General features: G+C 53.1%; 25 protein-coding genes and 1 pseudogene. 12 read left to right on the forward strand and 14 right to left on the reverse strand.

Translation table 11 applies throughout. From position 1 onward, the window contains the following. Positions 1-268: 268 nt before the first annotated feature. Complete coding sequence (gene umuD, locus H7K52_RS04635; RefSeq protein WP_003848963.1) at positions 269-688, forward strand: translesion error-prone DNA polymerase V autoproteolytic subunit; 420 nt, start codon at positions 269-271, stop codon at positions 686-688. 2 nt (positions 689-690) lie between these two features. After that, positions 691-1,959: a translesion error-prone DNA polymerase V subunit UmuC gene (umuC, locus tag H7K52_RS04640; RefSeq protein WP_003848965.1), complete on the forward strand. Its 1,269-nt coding sequence runs from the start codon at positions 691-693 to the stop codon at positions 1,957-1,959. 40 nt (positions 1,960-1,999) lie between these two features. Here the strand turns inward: umuC and H7K52_RS04645 are convergent, their stop codons facing one another. Next, the gene (locus H7K52_RS04645) at positions 2,000-2,884 is read right to left on the reverse strand and encodes a LysR family transcriptional regulator (protein WP_008926215.1); all 885 of its coding nucleotides are present in this window, start codon (positions 2,882-2,884) and stop codon (positions 2,000-2,002) included. 281 nt (positions 2,885-3,165) lie between these two features. On the opposite strand from H7K52_RS04645, the gene H7K52_RS04650 reads away from it, so the two are divergent. From H7K52_RS04650 to H7K52_RS04670, 5 genes and pseudogenes are all read left to right on the forward strand, one after another. Beyond that, entirely contained in the window at positions 3,166-3,378 is a 213-nt protein-coding gene (locus H7K52_RS04650; protein ID WP_008926216.1) for a hypothetical protein, read from the forward strand. Between the two features lie 257 nt (positions 3,379-3,635). Beyond that, on the forward strand, positions 3,636-4,886 hold the full coding sequence (locus tag H7K52_RS04655; protein WP_110411462.1) for an MFS transporter: 1,251 nt from the start codon (positions 3,636-3,638) through the stop codon (positions 4,884-4,886). Positions 4,887-5,033: 147 nt separating this feature from the next. Continuing rightward, a pseudogene (locus H7K52_RS04660) lies at positions 5,034-5,189 on the forward strand (DUF4113 domain-containing protein); the annotation flags it as partial. Positions 5,190-5,591: 402 nt separating this feature from the next. Further along, complete coding sequence (locus H7K52_RS04665) at positions 5,592-6,206, forward strand: TetR/AcrR family transcriptional regulator (protein WP_008926218.1); 615 nt, start codon at positions 5,592-5,594, stop codon at positions 6,204-6,206. Positions 6,207-6,360: 154 nt separating this feature from the next. Continuing rightward, on the forward strand, positions 6,361-6,501 hold the full coding sequence (locus tag H7K52_RS04670; protein WP_223296456.1) for a hypothetical protein: 141 nt from the start codon (positions 6,361-6,363) through the stop codon (positions 6,499-6,501). Between the two features lie 22 nt (positions 6,502-6,523). On the opposite strand, the gene ycgZ is transcribed toward H7K52_RS04670, so the two are convergent. From ycgZ to H7K52_RS04695, 5 genes are all read right to left on the reverse strand, one after another. Next, complete coding sequence (gene ycgZ / locus H7K52_RS04675; RefSeq protein ID WP_003848978.1) at positions 6,524-6,763, reverse strand: regulatory protein YcgZ; 240 nt, start codon at positions 6,761-6,763, stop codon at positions 6,524-6,526. A gap of 229 nt (positions 6,764-6,992) precedes the next feature. Then, on the reverse strand, positions 6,993-7,265 hold the full coding sequence (locus tag H7K52_RS04680; RefSeq protein WP_008926219.1) for a hypothetical protein: 273 nt from the start codon (positions 7,263-7,265) through the stop codon (positions 6,993-6,995). Between the two features lie 464 nt (positions 7,266-7,729). Next, positions 7,730-7,960, reverse strand: a complete 231-nt coding sequence (locus H7K52_RS04685; RefSeq protein WP_003848985.1) for a YgdI/YgdR family lipoprotein — start codon at positions 7,958-7,960, stop codon at positions 7,730-7,732. 15 nt (positions 7,961-7,975) lie between these two features. Continuing rightward, positions 7,976-8,209 carry a YgdI/YgdR family lipoprotein gene (locus H7K52_RS04690; RefSeq protein ID WP_003848987.1) on the reverse strand — a complete coding sequence of 78 codons (234 nt, stop codon included), beginning with the start codon at positions 8,207-8,209 and terminating at the stop codon, positions 7,976-7,978. Positions 8,210-8,561: 352 nt separating this feature from the next. Beyond that, a complete protein-coding gene (locus H7K52_RS04695) occupies positions 8,562-8,765 on the reverse strand; it encodes a hypothetical protein (protein ID WP_003848989.1) in 204 nt (67 codons plus the stop codon). A 189-nt stretch (positions 8,766-8,954) separates the two neighbouring features. Between H7K52_RS04695 and H7K52_RS04700 the strand changes: the two genes are divergently transcribed. From H7K52_RS04700 to pdxY, 4 genes are all read left to right on the forward strand, one after another. Further along, on the forward strand, positions 8,955-9,269 hold the full coding sequence (locus H7K52_RS04700; RefSeq protein WP_003848990.1) for an MliC family protein: 315 nt from the start codon (positions 8,955-8,957) through the stop codon (positions 9,267-9,269). Between the two features lie 26 nt (positions 9,270-9,295). Further along, positions 9,296-9,952 (forward strand): pyridoxamine 5'-phosphate oxidase, encoded by a 657-nt coding sequence (gene pdxH / locus H7K52_RS04705; RefSeq protein ID WP_003848991.1) that lies wholly within the window; start codon positions 9,296-9,298, stop codon positions 9,950-9,952. A 140-nt stretch (positions 9,953-10,092) separates the two neighbouring features. Continuing rightward, positions 10,093-11,367: a tyrosine--tRNA ligase gene (tyrS, locus tag H7K52_RS04710; RefSeq protein WP_008926220.1), complete on the forward strand. Its 1,275-nt coding sequence runs from the start codon at positions 10,093-10,095 to the stop codon at positions 11,365-11,367. A gap of 55 nt (positions 11,368-11,422) precedes the next feature. Next, the gene (pdxY, locus tag H7K52_RS04715) at positions 11,423-12,283 is read left to right on the forward strand and encodes a pyridoxal kinase PdxY (RefSeq protein WP_003848993.1); all 861 of its coding nucleotides are present in this window, start codon (positions 11,423-11,425) and stop codon (positions 12,281-12,283) included. 32 nt (positions 12,284-12,315) lie between these two features. Here pdxY and gstA read toward each other — a convergent pair whose 3' ends face one another. Continuing rightward, positions 12,316-12,921, reverse strand: coding sequence for a glutathione transferase GstA (gene gstA, locus H7K52_RS04720; protein ID WP_003848994.1), 606 nt, complete (start codon positions 12,919-12,921; stop codon positions 12,316-12,318). Between the two features lie 148 nt (positions 12,922-13,069). Next, a complete protein-coding gene (dtpA, locus tag H7K52_RS04725; protein WP_003848995.1) occupies positions 13,070-14,572 on the reverse strand; it encodes a dipeptide/tripeptide permease DtpA in 1,503 nt (500 codons plus the stop codon). A gap of 668 nt (positions 14,573-15,240) precedes the next feature. On the opposite strand from dtpA, the gene H7K52_RS04730 reads away from it, so the two are divergent. Further along, entirely contained in the window at positions 15,241-15,936 is a 696-nt protein-coding gene (locus H7K52_RS04730; RefSeq protein WP_003848997.1) for a CTP synthase C-terminal region-related (seleno)protein, read from the forward strand. 39 nt (positions 15,937-15,975) lie between these two features. On the opposite strand, the gene H7K52_RS04735 is transcribed toward H7K52_RS04730, so the two are convergent. From H7K52_RS04735 to rsxG, 6 genes are all read right to left on the reverse strand, one after another. After that, positions 15,976-17,319 (reverse strand): enolase C-terminal domain-like protein, encoded by a 1,344-nt coding sequence (locus H7K52_RS04735; protein WP_008926222.1) that lies wholly within the window; start codon positions 17,317-17,319, stop codon positions 15,976-15,978. Continuing rightward, the gene (locus H7K52_RS04740) at positions 17,297-18,640 is read right to left on the reverse strand and encodes an MFS transporter (protein WP_003848999.1); all 1,344 of its coding nucleotides are present in this window, start codon (positions 18,638-18,640) and stop codon (positions 17,297-17,299) included. Before H7K52_RS04740 ends, H7K52_RS04735 begins: the two co-directional genes overlap by 23 nt. Positions 18,641-18,874: 234 nt before the next feature. After that, positions 18,875-19,594, reverse strand: coding sequence for an HPP family protein (locus H7K52_RS04745; RefSeq protein WP_033761549.1), 720 nt, complete (start codon positions 19,592-19,594; stop codon positions 18,875-18,877). A 205-nt stretch (positions 19,595-19,799) separates the two neighbouring features. Beyond that, positions 19,800-20,432 carry an endonuclease III gene (gene nth / locus H7K52_RS04750; RefSeq protein WP_003849001.1) on the reverse strand — a complete coding sequence of 211 codons (633 nt, stop codon included), beginning with the start codon at positions 20,430-20,432 and terminating at the stop codon, positions 19,800-19,802. Then, positions 20,429-21,133: an electron transport complex subunit E gene (locus H7K52_RS04755; protein WP_003849003.1), complete on the reverse strand. Its 705-nt coding sequence runs from the start codon at positions 21,131-21,133 to the stop codon at positions 20,429-20,431. Before H7K52_RS04755 ends, nth begins: the two co-directional genes overlap by 4 nt. Then, positions 21,126-21,758: an electron transport complex subunit RsxG gene (gene rsxG, locus H7K52_RS04760; RefSeq protein WP_003849005.1), complete on the reverse strand. Its 633-nt coding sequence runs from the start codon at positions 21,756-21,758 to the stop codon at positions 21,126-21,128. The genes H7K52_RS04755 and rsxG overlap by 8 nt, the downstream gene beginning before the upstream one ends. Position 21,759: the final 1 nt, after the last annotated feature.

Below are 21,759 nucleotides of genomic sequence, written 5' to 3' on the forward strand. Positions count from 1 at the left end.
GAGAGTCGTTGTCGGATTTTCCTTAAGTCAAAATAATCGGCGGATTAATTTATAAGAGGCGTGACTGTAAGTAAAAAGCGAGACTATTACCGCAGTGCGGCGAAAGTAACCTGTTTCCGTTTATTCTCACACCAGTAAGAGAAAAACGGTTAAAAAAAAGTGCATTACCATCAATCTCTTCGCGTAAAAGGGGTCCACGTCACTTGATTAAAAGGGGGATTAGCTATTACTGTATTTATATACAGTAATCTGAAAAAGGAGTGAAATTGTGGAATTCATTAAACCTGCGGACGTCCGCGCCGTCATGTCTTTACCGCTTTATATCGAACGTGTGCCGTGTGGATTTCCCTCACCGGCGCAGGATTATGTCGAACAACGTATCGATCTCAATGCGCTCATGGTTCAGCATCCCAGCGCCACCTATTTTGTGCGGGTCAGCGGTGAATCAATGATTGAGGCGGGCATCAATGATGGTGACATGCTGGTCGTCGACAGCTCGCTCACCGCCTCACACGGCGATATCGTGGTCGCTGCCGTCGACGGTGAATTCACCGTTAAACGTCTTCAGCTTCATCCCTGCCTGCAACTGATGCCGATGAACACCAAATTTAAACCGATCGCTATCCAGACCGAAGATGCGCTGGAGGTGTTTGGCGTAGTGACGTTTGTGATTAAAGCGACACATTGAGCATGTTCGCGCTGGTGGATGTGAACTGCTTTTATGCGTCGTGCGAAACCGTTTTCCGGCCTGACCTTAAAGGCAAGCCCGTCGTCGTGCTATCGAACAACGACGGCTGTGTGATTGCGCGCAGCGCCGAGGCGAAGAAAGCCGGCATCAAAATGGGCGCGCCCTATTTCAAAATGCGCGAAGCGCTGACCCATCACAATGTACAGGTTTTCAGCTCAAATTACGCGCTTTACGCCGACATGAGCCTTCGGGTGATGACGATTCTGGAAGAGATGGCGCCGTCGGTGGAGATCTACTCGATCGATGAGGCCTTTATGGATCTCACCGGCGTGCAGAACTGTATGGCGCTGGAGAGCTTTGGTCACCAGGTCAGAGAGCGGATACGCAAAGAGACCCATCTGACGGTGGGCGTTGGCATTGCACAGACCAAAACGCTGGCCAAACTGGCGAATTTTGCGGCCAAAAAGTGGAGCAAAACCGGCGGCATTGTCGATCTGTCGGATCCCGAACGGCAGAAAAAGCTACTGGCACTCGTCGATGTGGCTGAGGTCTGGGGTGTCGGTCACCGTATCGGCAAGCGGCTCAACGCCATGGGCATTACGACGGCGAAAGATCTGGCCTGCCAAAGCACCGAGTCTATTCGCAAACAGTTCAGCGTAGTGCTGGAACGTACCGTCAGAGAGCTGCGTGGTGAATCCTGCCTGGAGCTGGAGTCGGTGATACCGGATAAACAGCAGATCATGTGTTCGCGTTCGTTCGGCAGCCGTATTTCCAGCTACGACCAGATGCGCGAAGCCGTCTGCGCCTATGCTGAACGTGCGGCAGAGAAACTACGTCGTGACAATCAATATTGCCGTCAGGTAGGGGTCTTTGTGCGTACCAGCCCCCATGCTACGGATGAACCCTTTTATGGTAATCAGTCTACCGGTCAGTTGCTGATCCCGACGCAGGACACGCGCGACATTGTCGGCGTTGCAATGGCGTGTCTGGATAACATCTGGATTGAGGGGCATCGCTACATGAAAGCGGGCATCGTACTGGGAGATTTTTTCAGCCATGGCGTGGCTCAGCTTGATCTGTTTGACGAACATCAGCCACGCCGCAATAGCGAAGAGCTGATGACGCTGATCGATAAGATTAACAAAAGCGGCAGCGGCAAACTCTGGTTTGCCGGGCAGGGGATCAACAAGGCCTGGGCGATGAAGCGCGAGATGCTGTCACCTGCCTATACTACGCGGGTAACGGATTTGCCGGTGGCGGCGGTTAAGTAGGTTGGGTGGTTTTCCTCAGCTACTGAAACCGCAAGGTCTGCTAAATTTCTTTTAACCTGGTTTCTTCCGCAAAGCACTGCTCCAGCGCCGTAATCACTGCCCTGATACGTGCGACTTTTTGCAGATCCGGATGGAGCACCAGCCAGATATCAACCGGGTCGCGCTTTTCAGGAAATACCGGGATTAATTGCGGATCGCAGTTAGCTAAAAATGTCGAAAGCAGGCCGATGCCAATCCCGCGTTTAATAGCGGATTGCATCAGCAGTTGTGTATTACATTCCAGCACGACTTGCTGGCTGTTTACTGCAAAGCCACACAGGTTTTGTCGATGACGAGGCACCATGTCTGCCGGAAACATGACCAGTTGATGATCAGTCAATCCGCTTTCTTGCTGCGGTTCTCCGAGCCGATCAAAATAACGCTGGCTGGCGTAAAGCCCCATATCAATGGTCGCTAGTCGTTTAACTATTAACTCTTCAGAATCGGGTCGGGCACCACGAATGGCTATATCCACACTACGGTAAGAGATATCGGAGAAGCCTATTCCGGTCAATAAGGTTACGGTGATATCCGGGTATTGTTCGCGCAGGCGCTGAATGGCAGGTATGACAAACACAGTGGCGAGTGTGTCTGTGCTGGCGATGCGAACGTTACCTGCAGGGATGCTATCGCCGCAGGCGGCTTTACGACTCATCGCCTGCATAGCGCTTTCCATAGCACTGGCTTCTGCCATCACCTGTTCGCCAAACTCGCTCAGCATAAAAGCGCGGGGCGTACGTATAAATAACCGGGAACTGAGCGCGCTTTCGAACGCGGCGATACGGCGCCCGACTGTCGCCTGATCGACGTTCAACGATTTTGAGGCACCCCGCAACGTTTTTTGTCTCGCTAATGCGAGGAAAAAGCGAACATCATCCCAGTTCATCCACTGCTCCATGTTATTTTTAACTAAACGGATATCTTCAACGTGGCTAAAAAATTATCAAAACTCATAAGCCATATCATAAACAGCACCATAAAATTATAAGTATTTCTGCATTGTTGTGAAGCATTAATGCAACTTTAAAAATTTCGAATTGTGACTATGATGGGCCGTTTTTTGGATATAGGCGCGATGTGTTTTGTTATGTGAAGCCTTTCATATAACGCACATTTTTTCCTCATTACTTCTGATTATCTTTATTTTTATTCTAATGGATTTAGAAAATGAAATTTTTTGAAGATGATTTTTTTAACACTACCTGCCCGGCGTTTACCTCAGATAAAGTTGTTGGAAGAGAAACTATCAAAGCAGATGTTGCTTTGAATTATGCCGAGGCCCTTATTGCTCAATTACAGAATAAGCAAATCAGTCACATTTATACGAGTGGTTATCTATCCTTCCATATGTTTGAGCTTATGGGGATCGAAAAGCGGTAGTTATAAATGATTAATAGCAGCGCTAATTAATCATTTTTCATGGGCAGGCCTTATTAGCGATTTGCATTGCTATAACCCGTATCCAGCGTAACACGACACATTCAGTGCGGATTATCAAGCTGCATAAATGAATGCTTGTGATGCAATCTTGTCTCTACCATAGGGAATAAGCAGGTTTTATCATCACTTTGTTTGCTGCTCTGTGGTATTCGCATTCGCTGCACAGAGTTGATTTATCTACAGCTCAGGAAATAAAAATGTCAGAAGTGTTAACTATTGATAGTCGTCCGACAGACAAAAAGAATTCTGCTTCCAAAAAGAGCGTTTTATTCTTTCTTACACTGGCGCTAGTCGCTGCCTTATTGAACAGCAGTGCACCAACGCCGCTTTATCCCCTCTATCAACAGCAGTTGGGCTTAACCGCCGTCAGCCTGACAATCATTTATGGCGCGTATGCGGCAGGTGTTTTGATTGCGTTGTTCAGTGTAGGAAATCTTGCAGGGAAAGTTGCTGACCTGCGCAGCCTGATGATGCCTGCACTACTGGCCGTCTTCGCAGGTGCATTGCTGTTTTCACTCGCCGATTCGTTTGCCTGTCTGTTTATGGCACGCCTGCTGGCGGGCGTAGGAACCGGGGCATTAACCGGCGCAGCTAATATTGCCCTTTTGCGTTTTGGCCCTAAAGATGGCGGTAAAGCTGCAGCTCTGCTCGCAACGCTTTCTTTCACCACCGGTCTGGCACTGGGGCCAGTTTTTAGCGGCGTGGCGATTCAGACAAATTTCCACAGCCAGACGTTGCCGTTTCTGCTGATTATGATCACGGCTGCGATTGCCCTGATCGGATTACGTTTTAGCTGGCCAGCGCGTCATCACGACCAACCCAAGGCTGCGCCATCCTCGTCTGCCATTTCAGCGGGTACGACACTTAAAGCCGGACTGAAAGCGACTGGCATACGTTTTTTCCTGTGCGCTGGCGCTCTGTTTATGAGCTGGGCGTTTGCCGCCAGTATTTTGTCGATTGGACCGGCAGTATCGGAGCATCTGCTCGGCATTCATAGTCAGGGCGTTTATGGCTATGTGATTGCGGTATACTTAATGGTGGCCGGTATCAGTCAGATTTTGAGCCGCCGGATTAGCGCTCGCACATCTCTTGCTGCCGGCTGTCTTACTCAGGCCATTTCGATTGTGTTTTTTACCTGGGCTATTAGCACCCACTCTTTAGTATGGGCATGCACAGGACTGCTTGTGGCTGGATATTCCTATGGCGCCATCTTTGTGGGAAGTGCGACCCTGCTAAATATGATCTCTCCTGCAGCCAGTCACGCAAAACTGATTTCATTGTTCTACGTCATTGCCTATATCGCTAACTGGGTGCCCGTGCTGTTAGGTGCGGTGGTGGATCATGCCAGCCTGAATCTGGCTGTTGATTTGCTGTTCAGCGTCGGTGCTGTTATCTGTCTACTGCTGAGCATCGCGGTATTTTGGATAAAGATGGAAAAACGCGACTAATTCAGAATCAGACCGTGCCTGATTCCTCCCAGGCCGGTCTGAGGACCAGCGAATGGACGCTTAAAATCACATCAACTGACTGACTGTCTCGGTCAGCAAAGCCGTGCTTCGCATCATTTTGCTATTGAGGAATACACCACTCGTCGTCTGATGCCGCTGATTAATAAAATTAACAAACCTGGCAGCAGAAAACTCTGGTTTGCCGGGCAGGGGATCAACAAGGCCTGGGCGATGAAGCGCGAGATGCTGTCACCTGCCTATACCACGCGGGTAACGGATTTGCCGGTGGTTGTGCTGAAGTAGATGCTGGTCCGCCATCATCATGAATATGAGCTTTACGCGGTCGACGATAACAGCGATATAAAAAACCGACTCTTTTTATATGTTGCTGACAATGAGAACCACGCCAGGCTGTTAATTAAGCCGCTCAGATTATGGCTGACCATAATAAACACACAGCAACGGGCTGATTGCCGCAAAAAAAACGCGTTACTACCTGAGTGAATCATGAGCGGTTTGTCCTGTAACCTGAGCCGGATTGCAGGTCACAACCGGTTAAACCCCCTCTGCCATTCAGCGACAGGAACAGAGATCTGTCCGAATGTATGCTGCGGGCTGATCGCCGCCAGCTATACTTGTTACCCGAGCCTGGGATAGAATCCCTGTTGATTCTGACAGGAACGCACTTCTTCAGGCCGGTAATTAATGAGCACGACAGCGACAGCGCATAAAAACAAAGAGCGGGGACGGCCCAGGGAGTTCGACATTGAACAGGCTCTGGATCGTGCCATGATCGTTTTCCGGCAAAAAGGCTATCACGCGGCATCAATAGGCGATCTGGGGGAGGCGATGAACCTCTCCGCAGGCAGCATCTATAAAGCGTTTAAAGACAAACGCTCCCTCTTTCTGCTGGTGTTCGAACGTTATCTGTTGCTGAGAAATACCGAACTGCGCCGCCGTCTGGCACCCTGTGTCAGCGGACGGGATAAAATCACGGAGTTGTTACAGTTCTACCTGGATTCGGCGCGTGCCATTGAGGGGCGATGCGGCTGTCTGGTGGTGTCCAGCGCCATTGCGCTGCAGACGATGGATGAAGATCTTGCGCAGCGCATTGATGATGTCATCAAGCGTAGTCAGCGCTTCTTGGTTTCATTGCTGGAGTTGGGACAACAGGATGGCTCTATCAATCGCACGCTGGACAGTGAAGCGGCAGCCGGTTTAATTCTCTGCATCGCATACGGTATGCGCGTGTCGGGCAAAGTCAGTGATGTGATCCATGAAGAGCAGACGCTGGCGCTGGCATTGAAAATACTGGGATAAGTGTTCTGAGTGGGGACAGCAGCATCCGTAAACAGGCGCTTCTCTGATATACGCTTTCCGGACAGAGAAATTCTTCCGCTTCCTTTCCCCGGGTCTGATTATGTGCCAGGCTTTTACGCTTTATTCTATTGCGTGGAAAATTAAGGCCCGTTTCGTGAAAACTTCAATCTTACTGACACTCGTGGCAGCCATTGGCTGTTCTGTTTTTGCCGCCCGTGGTGGGTTTGAAACCCAGACAGCGAAACATCCTCAGGCACAGCGGGTGACGGAGAGTGGGGAGCCACTGACGCGCTGACCGGGGCGAAGCGTGGCGATGATTAACGACCAAACAGCAGGCTGATGAGCGCGCGATAGTGGCGCTCTTCTTCCTCAGTGGACGCTGTTTCGAGGCGACGCAGGAGTTTGGTACAGATCGACTTACGGTTCACATTCCCGCCGGCATGCAAAATTTCCACGACTACCTGTCCCAGTGTCTCCTGCTGTGAGGGCAGGCTTGCCGCATTGAAATAACGGGCGATATCGTCTGCCGTCCGCGGCAGTCTCGGGTTCGGGTACATGGTGCGTTTCCTGGCTGTTGATGTAAAAACGATCGAATAGCCGCGAAGTTATACGCAAAAAGTGAATCTGTACAGTTATTTCAGCGTAATGATGAATGACGTTTTTTGGTCAGGATGCCGGGCAGCGAGAGAGCGGCCGTAAAGAGAAGCAAAGGGACAGCAGTATGAAGCGCATGAGAGCCAGAAGGGCGTCCGGCTCTCATGAGAAATGAACGTCGAAGCCTTATGACTACCGATAATCTTTCAGGGAAACCGGTGCCTGCCCGGTCTCGACCAGCCAGTTTAATTCGGCGCGGTCACGAGGCGAATCTTCAATGAAACCTTTGAGCCAGTGTCGTGCATCAGCAATCTGCTCTACACGTTCATCGCTGCACTCCTTTTCGGCCATTTCGCCCAACTGACGAATCAGCGATACCAGCGTAATATCCTGTTCTTCAAATGCCAGATTAATTGCTGCTTCACCAAGAATCATATGACCAGTCGTTGTATCGTGATAAATCATTTATAGCCTCCTGATTGATAGCGATATAAATAGTCTAGTTAAAGAGGCGCTGGACTAAAAGGTCATAAGTTACAGACGGCACCAGATAATTTTGTTAAAAATAAAGGGAACCTTTGTGTCATGATATAACTTCATGATAGTAAATAATAAAAAACAATAGATTATTTTTGAAGTGAACAGGTTGAACTATTGTTCTGGTTAAAGAAGCAGACGTTTGCCTGAAATTCAGATAAGTGATGTGGCCTGTGCGCAACAGCATTTTCCAGTCGGTTTTTTACGCCTGTATAAACGATAAATTGCACAGTTCCTTATAATGCTCTGCAATATTATTGCCATATCGCATCGGATGTTTCTGCTTTAAAAAAGCCCGCTCTGAGAGTGGGGCTATATCAGGTAAAAGGCGAAAAAAGGCAAAAATAAAGCCGCTCTTAAGCGGCTTTATTAACGCGAGAACAGCATTGCGATTATTTGTGCGGAACTTCAGAGACGGCTTTAACGTCTGCTTTATTAATCTGCTGCTTCACACCATTGGCATCGGTATAGGCCAGCAGGCCAGCGTCCGATTCAGAAGGCTTGCCATCACTAATAATGGTGCGTCCATCGTTAGTCTGAATCGCATAACTGGTACGGGTGCAGCCAGTTAATACGGTCATACCAATCAATGCGGCGAGAGGTAAAATCAGCGCTTTTTTCATCGTCTTCACCTTATATTAGTTGTCGAGTTCGCTCATATTACTGATTTCATTACGATTGATCTGCTCAGTTTTTCCTGTCTGAGCATCACGGTAAGAAACAAGACCGGTATCTGAATCAATCTGCGGTTTGCCGTCAGTCACAATCGTGCGGCCATCGGTCGTCTTAATAGACTGATTCGAGGCGCAACCTGCAAGCGTACCTAAAGAGAGTGCCAGCAGCGCGATGGCTGACAGGGTTTTCATTTTCATTTTTCTGCTCCATGAAGTATATCCAGACGTTTACAGCATAGACGGCTTTATAAATTTTGCTGGCTCTGTCGCGCGTCGATGCCTGTTTTTTATACAAAAACAGAGTGTATTGCGTTAATTAGCAGGCATGGCGCCGGCGAATAGCATTTATTGCAAATGCATGCGGCTGTTTATGCGTTTCAGCTGAGCCCTGACCGCATCGAAATAAAAAACGGAGCAAAAGCGGGAAATAGAGAGCGCAGATAATTCCGTTAACGCGGAAGAATCGCATGCAGGATGCCACATCGATGGCGGCACCTGGCGCTATTCGCGGGTCCGACGCCTGAAGGGCTATCGGACCCGTGAAAAAGGATCAGAGAATAGAGTCTTCGCCCGCTTTGGCGGCCGCTTTTTCCGCTTTCATGGCGCTGACCGGGTCAGATGCGCTCAGCCAGCGGTCAAACTTCTGGTAGGTGTCGATAAAGGTTTTAAAGTAGCTGCTGGCGATGGTGGCATTCTCTTTATGGTTCATAAACGCCACGGCCAGCTTAAATGCATCTTCGTTATCAAATTTCATGTTTGTCTTCCTCGCTTAAGATCTATAGAGCGTAGCCTGATAACACGGCCTGTGCATTCAGACAACCGTCTGAAAAGGCGCAATAATTCAGCCTGGCTGACAGCATCCTCCAGATTGGCGCGGATTCCCACTTACTTCGCGACAAATCCTTCTTATAATGCCAGCTTCACTCGTGAAGGAGACCCGCTTATGTTGAAAGGATTAACCGTTGTCGCGGTGCTGCTATTGTCAGGCTGTAGCCTGATGCATAAACAGCCGGCATCGCCACAGACCCTGCATTATCGCTGCGGAACAATGCCCCTGACCGTGACGCTGGACGAGGCGCAGGAGCAGGTAAGTTTCATTATGGATGGCAAGCCTTTAACGTTGAAGCAGACCGTCTCCGCCTCCGGCGCGCGCTACAGCGATGACACCTATGTTTTCTGGTCCAAAGGAAACGGCGCATTTATCGAACGTAACGATAAAATTGTCGTGAATGATTGTGAGCTGCAACCTGCCAGCTGACTTTATCTCTGAATAGGCGAGCATTAATGAGCGACAGCGAAACGCTACACACCATTGCCCATCTGCGGCGTGAATATACCCGCGGCGGATTGCGTCGCAAGGATCTGCCGGACAATCCGATCGCGCTGTTTGAACAGTGGCTGAGCCAGGCCTGTGAGGCAAAACTGCCCGATCCTACTGCCATGACCGTGGCCACCGTGGATGAGCAGGGTCAGCCGTGGCAGCGTATTGTGCTGCTGAAACACTTTGATGCGCAGGGCATGGTGTTTTACACCAACCTCGGCAGCCGTAAGGCGTTACAGCTGGCGCACAATCCGCGCATTTGCCTGCACTTCCCGTGGCACTTTCTGGAACGTCAGGTGATGGTGCTGGGCGAAGTGGAAAAACTGTCGCCGCTGGAGGTGCTGAAATATTTCCACAGCCGCCCGCGTGACAGTCAGATTGGTGCCTGGGTATCGAAGCAGTCGAGCCGGATTTCGGCGCGCGGGATTCTGGAAGGGAAGTTCCTTGAGCTTAAACAGAAGTTTCAGCAGGGCGAGGTGCCGCTGCCCAGCTTCTGGGGCGGTTACCGGGTGAAATTTCACACAATGGAGTTCTGGCAGGGGGGCGAACATCGTCTGCACGATCGTTTCATCTACCAGCGTGACAATGACGGCTGGAAAATCGACCGTCTGGCTCCCTGAATCTGCACGATTTCTCCCTATCAGCGCTGGCACAGAAAGCGCCAGCGCTTTATGCTATAGCCCTGATTTTTTTCGATTCCGCAAGTCAGCGGAAAGCTGTGTACCAGCATAGGTGCAGTCTGATCAATTTGGAGTCAGTAATGACCAGCAGTAACCTGATACAACAATTGCAGGAGAGGGGCCTTATCGCCCAGGTGACGGATGAAGCCGCGTTAACAGAGAAACTGGCACAGGGGCCAATTTCGCTCTATTGCGGCTTCGACCCCACTGCTGACAGCTTGCATTTGGGTCATCTGGTACCGCTGCTCTGCCTGAAGCGTTTTCAGGATGCCGGCCACAAGCCGGTAGCCCTGGTCGGGGGTGCAACCGGCCTGATTGGCGATCCAAGCTTTAAAGCCGCAGAGCGTAAACTTAATACCAGTGACACCGTCAACGAATGGGTTGAAAAGATCCGCCAGCAGGTGGCGCCATTCCTCGACTTCGATTGCGGCAGCAACAGCGCCATCGCCGCCAACAACTACGACTGGTTCGGCAGCATGAACGTGCTGACCTTCCTGCGTGATATCGGCAAGCACTTCTCTGTTAACCAGATGATTAACAAAGAAGCAGTGAAGCAGCGTCTGAACCGTGACGATCAGGGCATCTCCTTTACCGAGTTCTCCTACAATCTGCTGCAGGGTTATGACTTTGCCTGCCTGAATGAACTGCACGGCGTATCGCTGCAGATCGGCGGCTCCGATCAGTGGGGTAACATCACCTCTGGTATCGATCTGACCCGTCGTCTGCATCAGAACCAGGTCTTTGGCCTGACCGTTCCGCTGATCACCAAGTCTGACGGCACCAAATTCGGTAAAACGGAAGGCGGCGCAGTCTGGCTGGATGCGAAGAAAACCAGTCCGTACAAGTTCTATCAGTTCTGGATCAACACCGCGGATGCTGACGTCTATCGTTTCCTGAAGTTCTTCACCTTCCTGAGCATAGAAGAGATCAACGCGCTGGAAGAAGAGGACAAAAACAGCGGTACCGCGCCACGCGCGCAGTATGTGCTGGCTGAGCAGGTCACGCGTCTGGTGCATGGCGAAGCGGGCCTGACGGCGGCGAAACGCATCACCGCCAGCCTCTTCTCCGGTTCGGTAAGCGAAATGACGGAAGCTGACTTTGAGCAACTGGCGCAGGATGGTATGCCAACTATCGCGCTGGGCGCAGACGATGACCTGCAGCAGGCGCTGGTGAAAGCGGAGCTCGTGCCGTCTCGCGGCCAGGCTCGCACCATGATCGGTTCGAATGCCGTCTCACTGAACGGTGAAAAACAGTCCGATGCGGAATACCGCTTCAGCGACAGCGACAAACTGTTTAACCGCTACACGCTGCTGCGTCGCGGTAAGAAACATTACTGCCTGATTAACTGGCAGTAAGATTTAGGGCCGGTTTCCGGCCCTTTTTTATGGCAAGGCAGGACAGGGCAAACTAGTGAAAAATATCTTAGCGATTCAGTCGCACGTTGTATTTGGTCATGCAGGTAACGCGGCAGCTGAATTTCCGATGCGTCGCCTGGGTGCAAACGTCTGGCCGCTGAACACCGTGCAGTTTTCCAACCATACGCAGTATGGCCACTGGACCGGCACGGTCATGCCTGCAACGCATTTAACCGACATCGTTAAAGGCATTGCGGATATCGACCGCCTGAAGACCTGTGACGCGGTGCTGAGCGGTTATCTGGGCTCGGCGGAGCAGGGCGAGCAGATTCTGCAGATTGTTCGTCAGGTCAAAGCGGCTAACCCACAGGCCTGGTATTTCTGCGACCCGGTGATGGGTCATCCGGAAAAAGGCTGCATCGTGGCACCGGGTGTGGCGGAGTTCCACTGCAAGATGGCGATGCCAGCCAGCGACATTATCGCCCCGAACCTGCTTGAGCTGGAGATGCTAAGTGAACGTACAATCACTGACGTCGACGCGGCGGTAGACGCTGCGCGGGCACTGATTGCCCAGGGACCACGTGTGGTGCTGGTGAAGCATCTGGCACGCGCAGGGCGTCGCAGCGACCGTTTTGAGATGCTGCTGGTAACAGCAGAAGACGCGTGGCACATCAGCCGTCCGCTGGTCGATTTCGGTGTCCGTCAGCCCGTCGGCGTGGGCGATCTTACCAGTGGTTTGCTGCTGGTTAATCTGCTGCACGGCAAATCACTGCAGGATGCGCTGGAGCACGTCACTGCAGCGGTGTATGAGGTGATGCTGAAAACTCATGAGATGGGCGAGTATGAGCTGCAGCTGGTGGCGGCACAGGATGCCATTGCCCGTCCGACGCAGCACTTCACGGCAGAAAAGCTGTAACGCATCAGGGCCGGTTAACCGGCCCTGTTCTCTCAGGCTAAGCCTTCCGCTTTCAGCGCCGCCTGCACCGCAGGACGTTCCGCGACACGATCAAACCATGCCCCAAGTGCCGTAAAGCCGGACAAATCCAGCCCCAGCGCTTTTGCCCAGCGCGTCACCACAAACAGATAAGCATCCGCGACGCTGAAATGCATCCCCATCAGCCACTGCCTGTCACGTAATGACTCATCGACATAGCGGAATTTCGCTTCCAGCTGGTTGCGGGTCTGCGCTTTCACCTCATCGGAGTATCCGGGGCGAAACAGCGGCCCAAAGCTTTTGTGCAGCTCGCTGCCGATGTAGCTCAGCCACTCCAGAGTGTGATAACGCGTCAGGCTGCCAACCGGCGCCAGAAGATGGCGATCGGGTTTGAGGTCTGCCAGATACTGTACAATCGCGGCGCCTTCCGTCAGCACGGTACCATCGCTGAGCTGCAGCGCGGGCACCTGACCTTTAGGGTTGATTTGGCGAAAATCGTCGCCCCGTTCGGTGAGTTTGGTTGCCAGATCAACATTCACCTGCGTGAAGTCCAGCCCGCATTCGCGCATAACAATGTGGGGAGAGAGAGAGCAGGCTCCTGCTTTGCAAAACAGTTTCATGACCATGTACTCCTTGTTGCAGTGGGATCACAGCATAGTAAAGACTCAGGATGGAATTACCAGTGATAAGGATCAGGGATCTGTTAAGGGGGAGTGTGAGGCATAAAAAAGCCGGGCAGAGCCCGGCTGATTTGTCACGTGGCAGCGATTACGCTTTCACATCGTTTGATCTGGCGTCGCTATCCTGCGCCTGTGTCATGCGGTTCAGCAACGGCGCCGTAATCAGCATCAGCAGAGCAATCACCGCCGTCACGATACCAATCTGCTGGAATACGCGACTGTAGGTTGCCAGCGAAATCAGCGGATCGGTTACGTTTTCAGGCACGGCCATCAGGTTTGCTACTTTACCTGCAATCACAGCTGCACCTGCCGTGGTCAGGAACCAGGAACCCATAATGAAGCCCATCAGGCGCTGTGGCACGAGCTGCGCGACCATCGCCAGGCCGAGGCCGGAGATCATCAGCTCACCAATACTCTGCAGCGCATAGCTCAGGATCAGCCAGTTTACAGAAACGATGCCTGCATCACTGGCGAACTTTGCACCCACCGGCAGCACCAGGAACGCAGCGGAGCAGAGCACCATACCAAAGGCAAACTTGTGCGGCATGGGCAGTTTATCGCCCAGCTTGTTATAGAGCGCCGCCAGCAGCGGACTGGCCAGCATGATCCAGAACGGGTTCAGTGCCTGGAACTGCTCTGGCGCAAACGTAATACCAAGAATGGTGTGTTCAACGTTACGGATAGCGAAGAAGTTGAGCGATGTTGGCATCTGCATATAGAGGACGAAGAACAGAATCGCTTCGACCATCAGCAGGAAGGCCACAATCATCTTACGACGCGCCGCGCCGTGCAGCGCAAAGGCTTCTTTGGCAAACACCAGCAAAATACCCAGCGCAATCACCGCCAGCACCAGTCGTGCAATAACCTGATGATGCAGCATCCAGTTGGCCAGCGCGATCAGCACAACGACGCCCATAAGAGTCATCAGCAGTTTACCGACCTGCAACGGCGCAAAGTCTGGCTTAGAGCCGTAATCCTTGACCATATGTTTACAGAACAGGAAGTTAAACAGGGTAATAACCAGGCCAATGACGCACAGTGAGAAGGCGACGCTGTAGCCATATTTCGCGGCTAACCACGGTGTCAGCATCATCGAAAACAGGGAACCGATGTTGATCGACATATAGAACATGGTGAACGCACCGTCGAGACGCGGATCATCTTTGTCGTAACAGGTCGAGAGCAGCGAAGAGGGGTTTGCCTTGAACAGGCCGCTACCGACCGCGATGGTCGCCATGCCAATATAGACAATGCTGACGTTATGACCGGAGAACGCGACCAGCGCATAACCCAATGCCAGCACCAGCACGCCCAACACGATGACGCGTTTGGTGCCCAGCACTTTATCACCGAGCCAGCCGCCAATCGCGACCAGCCCATAAACCAGCGCACTGAATGAAGAGAACAGGGTAATGGAGTCTGATTCAGACAATCCCAGTTGCTTCACCAGGTAAACCGCCATAATGGCCTGCAGGCCATAGAATCCAAAACGTTCCCATAATTCGATCGAGAAAATTAAATAGAACGCCTTCGGCTGTTTAAACGCATTGAGACTGACAGCCTCATCAGTGTGTTTGTTTGCAGTTGACACATGTACCTCAGTTTTTTCATACCCTGTTTCGGGACAGGAATTAAGTCCGCGTCATGTGAGTTTTCCATGCGCAAGATTGTTATTAGAAGGGAAAAGCGGCGACTAATTTGGCTGATTACGGGCGTCAGGGCAAGAATTTTCTGGCAACCCGTTGAATCCAGGGATGTTGGGTTAAAAAACTTATAACAAATCGTTAATTGGTTTTAAATGTTGAAGCAGCAAAAAATATTAGTACAGATACTCTGAATGAGCACCTTGCACTAGCGAGTAATGATATTAACTGCTAAATCGAAGCTAACCAGATAAATCGGTTGTTGAATAATAATCAGACAGTGCTAATGACAGGTTACTGGCTGAATCACAGTCAATCTGACGAATTATCAGACATTACCTGCCCGGCACTGGCGAAAAAAGAGTCAAAAGGCGATCCGGCGCACAATCAGATGATTTATTTCAGAAAGCAAAAAAAGAAACCGATTGCGTCGTGAGATCGGGAGGGGAAGTGGAGGTCATGGGGCGGCCAGCAGGAAGTTAAAATGACCTCAGACCGCCGGTGAAAAACCGCGCAGTCATATTAAAATCTTATCAATACGCGGATGCACAATGTCACCCTCGACAGAAAATTAACATTACTGTAACCTCTCAATTTCTCCAGGAAGGATCAGTTCATGTCGTCTCCACTGCATTTATCTCTCGTCGGTGACTACCGCGCCGATGCGGTTGCCCATCAGGCTATCCCCCTTGCTATTGAACGTGCTTCACGTCGGCTAAATCTTATCGTTGAAACGAACTGGATCGCTACTGACCACCTCGAACAGACAGACCTGACGCGCAGTGATGCGGTCTGGGTTGTTCCTGGCAGTCCTTACCGCAACGATAATGGCGTATTTGAAACCCTACGCTGGGCGCGGGAGAGCGGTAAACCTTTCCTGGGTTCCTGTGGGGGATTCCAGTATGCGGTGATCGAGTATGCGCGCAACGTCCTGGGCTGGCACGATGCCCGTCATGCTGAAACGGATACCGGCGGACGGATGGTCATTGCCCCGCTGAGTTGCTCTTTGGTGGAGCAGCGTGGCAAGGTGAGGTTTGAAGCGGGTTCCCGTATTGCTCTGGCTTACGGGACGCTGGAGAGCGACGAGGGCTACCACTGTAACTTTGGCGTTAACCCGGAATTCAGTGACGCGCTGGGCGATAATACGCTGCGCATTACCGCCTGGGATGATGCCGGTGACGTTCGCGGCGTGGAGTTACCGGATCATCCTTTCTATGTGGCTACGCTGTTCCAGTCTGAGCGCGCGGCACTGCAGGAAAAAGACTCTCCGCTGGTGATTGCATGGATGCAGGCGGCACTGGCGCAACGCTAAACAAAGCCATCCTGTGACACTGTCACAGGATGGCGGTCATCAGCGCAACAGGGCCGGTCGTTTCGCGTTGAACGTCCAGTTATCAATCAGAAACTGCATGCCCAACGCGTCGTTTCGGTTTTTATCAGGTAGCGAGTGGTAGAGTTCATGGGCAGCTTCGACCCGCGCCATGTCCAGGGTAATACCCAATCCTGGCCCCTCAGGCAGTTCCAGAAAGCCATCCCGAATCTGCGGCGCATGCTGCGTCAGCTGCTGACCATCCTGCCAGATCCAGTGGGTATCAAACGCAGTCAGTCTGTCGCCCGGTGCCGCGGCTCCCAGATGCGCCACCATTGCCAGTGATACATCAAAATGGTTGTTTGAGTGGCAGCCGGTTGTCAGGCCCCATTCATGGCACAACTGCGCCACGGTATGTGCATTACGCATCGTCCAGAAATGCGGGTCGGCCAGGGGGATGTCGATGGCATTAAGCTGTAAGGCATGCTGCAACTGTCGCCAGTCATTGGCGATCATATTGGTGGCGACCGGAATACCCGTGGCTCGCTTAAACTCCGCCAGCGTTTCCCTGCCGGAATAGCCCTGCTCCGCGCCGCAGGGATCTTCCAGATAGGGAATCCGGCCCGCCAGCTGTTTACCATAATAAATGGCCTCATCCAGCGACCAGCTGGCATTGGGATCAACCGTTACCCGTGCCTGAGGAAAACGTGTCAGCAGGGCGTTAACCGTCTCCACTTCCACTTCGGCATGATGAACGCCGCCCTTCAGTTTAAAATCCCGGAAGCCATAGCGATCGGCTGCCGCCTCCGCCAGCCGCACCACGCTATCCGCATCCATCGCTTTCTCATGACGCAGTTGCAGCCAGGCATCACCACCAGCGTGGCCCGCCTGATAGTCCATGCTGGTCAGGTTACGGTCGGCGATATAGAACAGATAGCCAAGTACCGGCACGCGATCGCGCTGCTTGCCGCTGGCAAGTAACTCGGCAACCGGCAGATTCAGGTGCTGGCCCAGCAGGTCAAGTAGCGCAGCTTCAATGGCTGCGGTGGCGTTGTAAAACTTCTCGGGATTCATCTGCGGAATATGAATGTCGTCGGTGTGCGCGGTCTGCTGGTGTCGTGCGTCGCTGGCAAACAGCGTCGCGACGGTGGCATTCAGCCGCAGCAGATCGCTGCCCTCAATCTGCGGACGAAAGCGCGCCAGCAGCGCCAGTGTTGAGGCGTGGCAGGGACTTTCGCCGACGCCGGTACGGCCAGCGGAATCGGTCAGGATCACCAGAATGCGGGTAAAATAGCAGTTGTGCGCGCCGCCAATGTTCAGCAGCATGCTGTCATATCCGGCGACAGGCACCACCCGCATTGTTTTAATGACTGGACTGTCTGACATTGTGATTCTCCATAGGATCAAGGGAAGGCGGGGAGGGCTTGCGGCGCAGCAGCAGCCACAGCCCGGTCAGCAGCGAGACGCTGGTCAGGGCATAGAGACCGCCGGTGGTGGAGCCTGTCTTCATCTCCAGATAGCCAAACACCGTCGGTGCGAAGAAGCCGCCAAGGTTGCCAACAGAGTTCACCAGCGCAATCCCAGGCGCAACAATTGAGGCAGGCAGTTCTCCCTGCGGCATCGGCCAGAAAAAGGTGGCGCTGACTTTCGAGCCGATACAGGCCACGATCATCGCCAGGAAGCCAAACCATGGAGAACCCAGCGTAGCCATAAAGGTGCCGCAGGCCGCGACCAGCATGGCGACGCCCAGCGCTTTATCGAGTTTGTCGCGGTGGCGGTCTGAAAAGCGACTCAGCAGGTTGATGGCAATAATGGCGCAAAGCCAGGGTACGGCGGTGAGAATGCCGATGCCAAAACTGCTGAAGCCCTGAATACGCTGAATAATCTGCGGTAGCCAGAACACCAGGGTATAGCCTGTCATGGTCATGGTGAAGAAGATCGCGCAGAAGAACAGCAGGCTGCGATTACGTAACAGCGACATTTTACCGGGCGCGCGGTTAAGCTCGTCACGCTGTGCCTCTTCACTATTCAGCTGCTGTATCAGGGCCTGTTTCTCCGCATCGCTCAGCCAGCGTGCGTCGCCGGGGCGTGACACCAGTACCCATGCGGCGAGAATACCGACCAGCACGGAAGCACCGCCTTCAAGAAACATCACCCATTTCCAGCCGGCAATGCCTGAAAAATCGTGCATCATCAGAATGGCGCCAGTGATTGGCCCGGAGAAGAGGAAGGCGCCCGCAGTTGCACTCAGCACCATCGCAGTGGCCCGGCCGCGCCAGGCATTCGGGACCCACTGACGGAAATAGAACAGTACGCCGGGAAAGAAACCTGCTTCAGCCACGCCGAGTAAAAAACGCAGCAGGTAAAACTGGATGGGTGAGGTGACGAAACCCGTCATGACCACCACCAGTCCCCAGGTAATCATAATGCGTGTCAGCCAGACGCGGGCGCCAAAGCGCTTCATCATCAGATTACTGGGAACTTCAAACAGCGCATAGCCGATAAAAAACAGGCCCGCACCCAGACCAAAAGCCGCCGCGCTGATCCCGGCATCGGTACGCAGTTCCGCCTTGATAAAGCCAATATTGGCGCGATCGATCTGGTTAATGATCAGCATCACCACCAGCATGGGGATGATATGGGTGAAGAATTTTTTGATGGCGGAGGCGATCAGCTCATCTTGCTGGGGGGACAAGGCGCTATCCATCGGTCTTCCTCGTAAGAAACGTAAAGAAGAGCAAAGTGTAGGGCGCGCAAAAGGGCAGCTCTATGGGCATTCGCCCAGGACCCGATGGGCGTCCGGCCTGGGTGGCTGTGTTATCAATATGTTATTGGATATGGCTGGCGCAGCGGCTAAGCAAAAGTGTGGCAGCGATCAATGTCGGCATCCCCGCCTCCGCAAGGAGAAAAGCGGAGGACCGACAGCCACAACAGGCAGGTTTCAGCCGTTAACCTGACGGCGTCCGGCAATCTCTTCGGCTCGCAGCAGCAATTCCTGCAGATCGTCTTCATCAATATCCAGCAGTTCACCGCCCTGTAAAGCCTGATGCAGATCGGCGCGCGTCAGCGAGACCGGCATCGCGATCGGCTCCGGTTTAACTTCCTGTGGCGCCAGCGGGTGGGGATAGCGGCGACCGGCCAGATTATTAAACAGCAATGCAAGCAGCGCCAGTGTCAGTGAGTTAAGCATGATCGGCGTCAGGACAAACTGATAACCCAGTTGCTCCACGGAAGGTCCGCCCAGAATAGCTGTTAGCGCGACTGCGCCGCCGGGTGGATGCAGACAGCGCAGTTGAAACATCAACAGGATCGCCACGCAGGCCGCGACGCCGCAGGCAATCGCCGGATCGGGGATGAGCTGGCTGACGGTGACGCCCGCCAGCGCGGACAGGGTGTTGCCGCCGACGATGGCCCACGGCTGCGCCAGCGGACTGGCGGGCAGACCAAAGAGTAAAACGGCCGAAGCACCCACCGGGGCAACAAACCACAGATTCAGCTCCCCCAGCATCCAGTGACTCAGCAGACTGGTGAGTACCAGGCCAATGCCCGCACCCAGTCCGGCAATCACCACATGCTTTTTACTTACTGTCAGCGGATGTGGCCAGAATCGTGCCAGAAACAGGCGCAGCGGATGTCTCTCCGCAGAAGAACCTTTGATCATTACTTTACTCACCGTGTCATAACATTTTCTTATCGTCAGGGGCGGCGATTTTCCATCATCAACCTCAATGTAACAACCCGACAAACAGTGGGGGTATTCAGACGAGCCAGAGCGTGCGGCGAAAAGGGGAACCGGACTGGAAAGAAGGTTACAGAGGGTTCAACCAGACAATAAAAAACCCGCCGCAGCGGGTTAGTCAGGCGAATCACTCGACTTTGTCGGGATACTCGCAGAGGTCTTCAATCAGGCATGAGCCGCAACGGGGCTTGCGCGCCACGCAGGTGTAACGGCCATGCAGAATCAGCCAGTGGTGGCAGTCAACTTTATAGGCAGCCGGAACCACCTTCAGCAGCTTCTGCTCCACCTCTTCCACATTCTTACCCGGCGCAAATTTTGTCCGGTTGCTGACGCGGAAGATGTGAGTATCAACGGCAATTGTCGGCCAGCCAAAGGCGGTATTCAGCACCACATTGGCCGTTTTACGGCCAACACCAGGCAGGGCTTCCAGCGCCGCACGATCTTCCGGCACTTCTCCGTTGTGCTGCTCAAGCAGAATGCGGCAGGTCTTAATCACATTTTCCGCTTTGCTGTTAAACAGGCCGATAGTCTTGATGTATTCCTTTACGCCATCCACACCCAGCGCCAGCATCGCGGCAGGCGTATTCGCCACCGGATAGAGCTTTGCGGTGGCTTTGTTGACGCTGACATCGGTCGCCTGCGCCGACAGCAGTACCGCAATCAGCAGCTCAAACGGCGAGCTGAAGTTCAGCTCGGTGGTGGGATGCGGATTGTTCTGCTGCAGGCGATGAAGAATCTCGGTGCGTTTAGTCTGGTTCACACCGGCTTCCCGACGGCGTTCTGAGGTGCCGCGTTTTCAGCTGCCTGAGCACGCAGAGCTGCCCGCTGTTTCATCTTCTGATCAATCAGGTATTTACCCGCCAGCATCATGCCGAGGCCGATAAAGGCGCCTGGCGGCAGCATTGCCAGCAGCATCGGTGAATCGAAATGGACCACTTCGATACGCAGCGATTTCGCCCATGGGCCGAGCAGCTGATCGGCGCCGTTAAACAGTGTGCCACTGCCGATAATTTCACGCAGCGAACCCAGCACTACCATGGCGCAGGTCGCGCCCATGCCGATGGCAAAACCATCCAGCGCGGCAAGCGGGATGCTGCTTTTAGAGGCGACCGCTTCAGCGCGACCAACCACAATGCAGTTGGTGACAATGAGCGGGATAAAAATCCCCAGCGACTGATAGAGACCATAGGCGTAGGCGTTGATCAGCATCTGCACGCAGCTCACCACGGAGGCGATGATCATCACATAAATCGGGATACGAATTTCAGACGGCACCCAACGGCGCGAGGCCGAAATAAAACTGTTGGTCAGGGTCAGCACCAGCGTGGTGGCCAGCCCTAAACCCAGCGCATTCGTTGCCGTCGCCGTAACCGCCAGCAGTGGGCACAGGCCCAGTAACTGCACCAGTGCCGAGTTGTTTTTCCACAGTCCACCCACCAGCAGACTTTTAGCTTCACTCATTTGCGTCTCCACATGCCGGTAACGAAGAGAGTTTCTCCGGAAGCGTTTTCATCAACAGCGCGGTGCGTTTGGTCGCATTGACCACCGCGCGTGGGGTAATGGTGGCGCCGGTGAACTGATCGAAGTCGCCGCCATCTTTCTTAACCGCAAACGCTTTATCCGCCGGACCATGAACCACTTTGCCATTAAAGCTGTTGATCCAGTCAGAAATGCGTAATTCAATCTTATCGCCCAGACCAGGCGTCTCATGGTGTTCGATCACCCGCACGCCCAGTACTTTACCCTGGAAATCAGCACCGACCAGCATCTGTATCGCACCAGAGTAGCCGTCAGGCGCAGTTGTCTCCAGTGCGGCAGCGACCGGCTGGCCGCCTTTACGCGCCAGGAAGAGGTGGTGCGGGGCGCTATTCCCCAGTGCAGCATCTGTGACAACGTAACAATCCTGCTGAATATTGTTGTCATAAAGGTCTTCAGGCACCACCTGATCCAGCAAATTTTTCTGCTGCAGCAGGGTCTGATGCTCCACTGTCGGTTTAGTGACCGTATTGACTACTGCAGTAGCAGCCGTGGTAATTGCGGCGAAAATCGCCAGCGTCACACCATTTTTGCGAATCGTCTCCAGCATC

This window comes from Pantoea hericii (assembly GCF_014155795.1).
Lineage (GTDB): Bacteria > Pseudomonadota > Gammaproteobacteria > Enterobacterales > Enterobacteriaceae > Pantoea > Pantoea eucalypti.

Bases quoted from the DNA above. Each gene is read 5' to 3' on its own strand.
- H7K52_RS04655 (WP_110411462.1), top strand. From the start codon at position 3,636: ATGTCAGAAGTGTTAACTATTGATAGTCGTCCGACAGACAAAAAGAAT.
- H7K52_RS04650 (WP_008926216.1), top strand. From the start codon at position 3,166: ATGAAATTTTTTGAAGATGATTTTTTTAACACTACCTGCCCGGCGTTT.
- H7K52_RS04745 (WP_033761549.1), bottom strand. From the start codon at position 19,594: ATGATCAAAGGTTCTTCTGCGGAGAGACATCCGCTGCGCCTGTTTCTG.
- gstA (WP_003848994.1), bottom strand. From the start codon at position 12,921: ATGAAACTGTTTTGCAAAGCAGGAGCCTGCTCTCTCTCTCCCCACATT.
- ycgZ (WP_003848978.1), bottom strand. From the start codon at position 6,763: ATGTACCCGAACCCGAGACTGCCGCGGACGGCAGACGATATCGCCCGT.
- H7K52_RS04700 (WP_003848990.1), top strand. From the start codon at position 8,955: ATGTTGAAAGGATTAACCGTTGTCGCGGTGCTGCTATTGTCAGGCTGT.
- H7K52_RS04685 (WP_003848985.1), bottom strand. From the start codon at position 7,960: ATGAAAAAAGCGCTGATTTTACCTCTCGCCGCATTGATTGGTATGACC.
- rsxG (WP_003849005.1), bottom strand. From the start codon at position 21,758: ATGCTGGAGACGATTCGCAAAAATGGTGTGACGCTGGCGATTTTCGCC.
- H7K52_RS04730 (WP_003848997.1), top strand. From the start codon at position 15,241: ATGTCGTCTCCACTGCATTTATCTCTCGTCGGTGACTACCGCGCCGAT.
- H7K52_RS04755 (WP_003849003.1), bottom strand. From the start codon at position 21,133: ATGAGTGAAGCTAAAAGTCTGCTGGTGGGTGGACTGTGGAAAAACAAC.
- tyrS (WP_008926220.1), top strand. From the start codon at position 10,093: ATGACCAGCAGTAACCTGATACAACAATTGCAGGAGAGGGGCCTTATC.
- pdxH (WP_003848991.1), top strand. From the start codon at position 9,296: ATGAGCGACAGCGAAACGCTACACACCATTGCCCATCTGCGGCGTGAA.
- H7K52_RS04680 (WP_008926219.1), bottom strand. From the start codon at position 7,265: ATGATTTATCACGATACAACGACTGGTCATATGATTCTTGGTGAAGCA.
- H7K52_RS04665 (WP_008926218.1), top strand. From the start codon at position 5,592: ATGAGCACGACAGCGACAGCGCATAAAAACAAAGAGCGGGGACGGCCC.
- H7K52_RS04695 (WP_003848989.1), bottom strand. From the start codon at position 8,765: ATGAAATTTGATAACGAAGATGCATTTAAGCTGGCCGTGGCGTTTATG.
- H7K52_RS04690 (WP_003848987.1), bottom strand. From the start codon at position 8,209: ATGAAAATGAAAACCCTGTCAGCCATCGCGCTGCTGGCACTCTCTTTA.
- umuC (WP_003848965.1), top strand. From the start codon at position 691: ATGTTCGCGCTGGTGGATGTGAACTGCTTTTATGCGTCGTGCGAAACC.
- H7K52_RS04645 (WP_008926215.1), bottom strand. From the start codon at position 2,884: ATGAACTGGGATGATGTTCGCTTTTTCCTCGCATTAGCGAGACAAAAA.
- H7K52_RS04740 (WP_003848999.1), bottom strand. From the start codon at position 18,640: ATGGATAGCGCCTTGTCCCCCCAGCAAGATGAGCTGATCGCCTCCGCC.
- H7K52_RS04735 (WP_008926222.1), bottom strand. From the start codon at position 17,319: ATGTCAGACAGTCCAGTCATTAAAACAATGCGGGTGGTGCCTGTCGCC.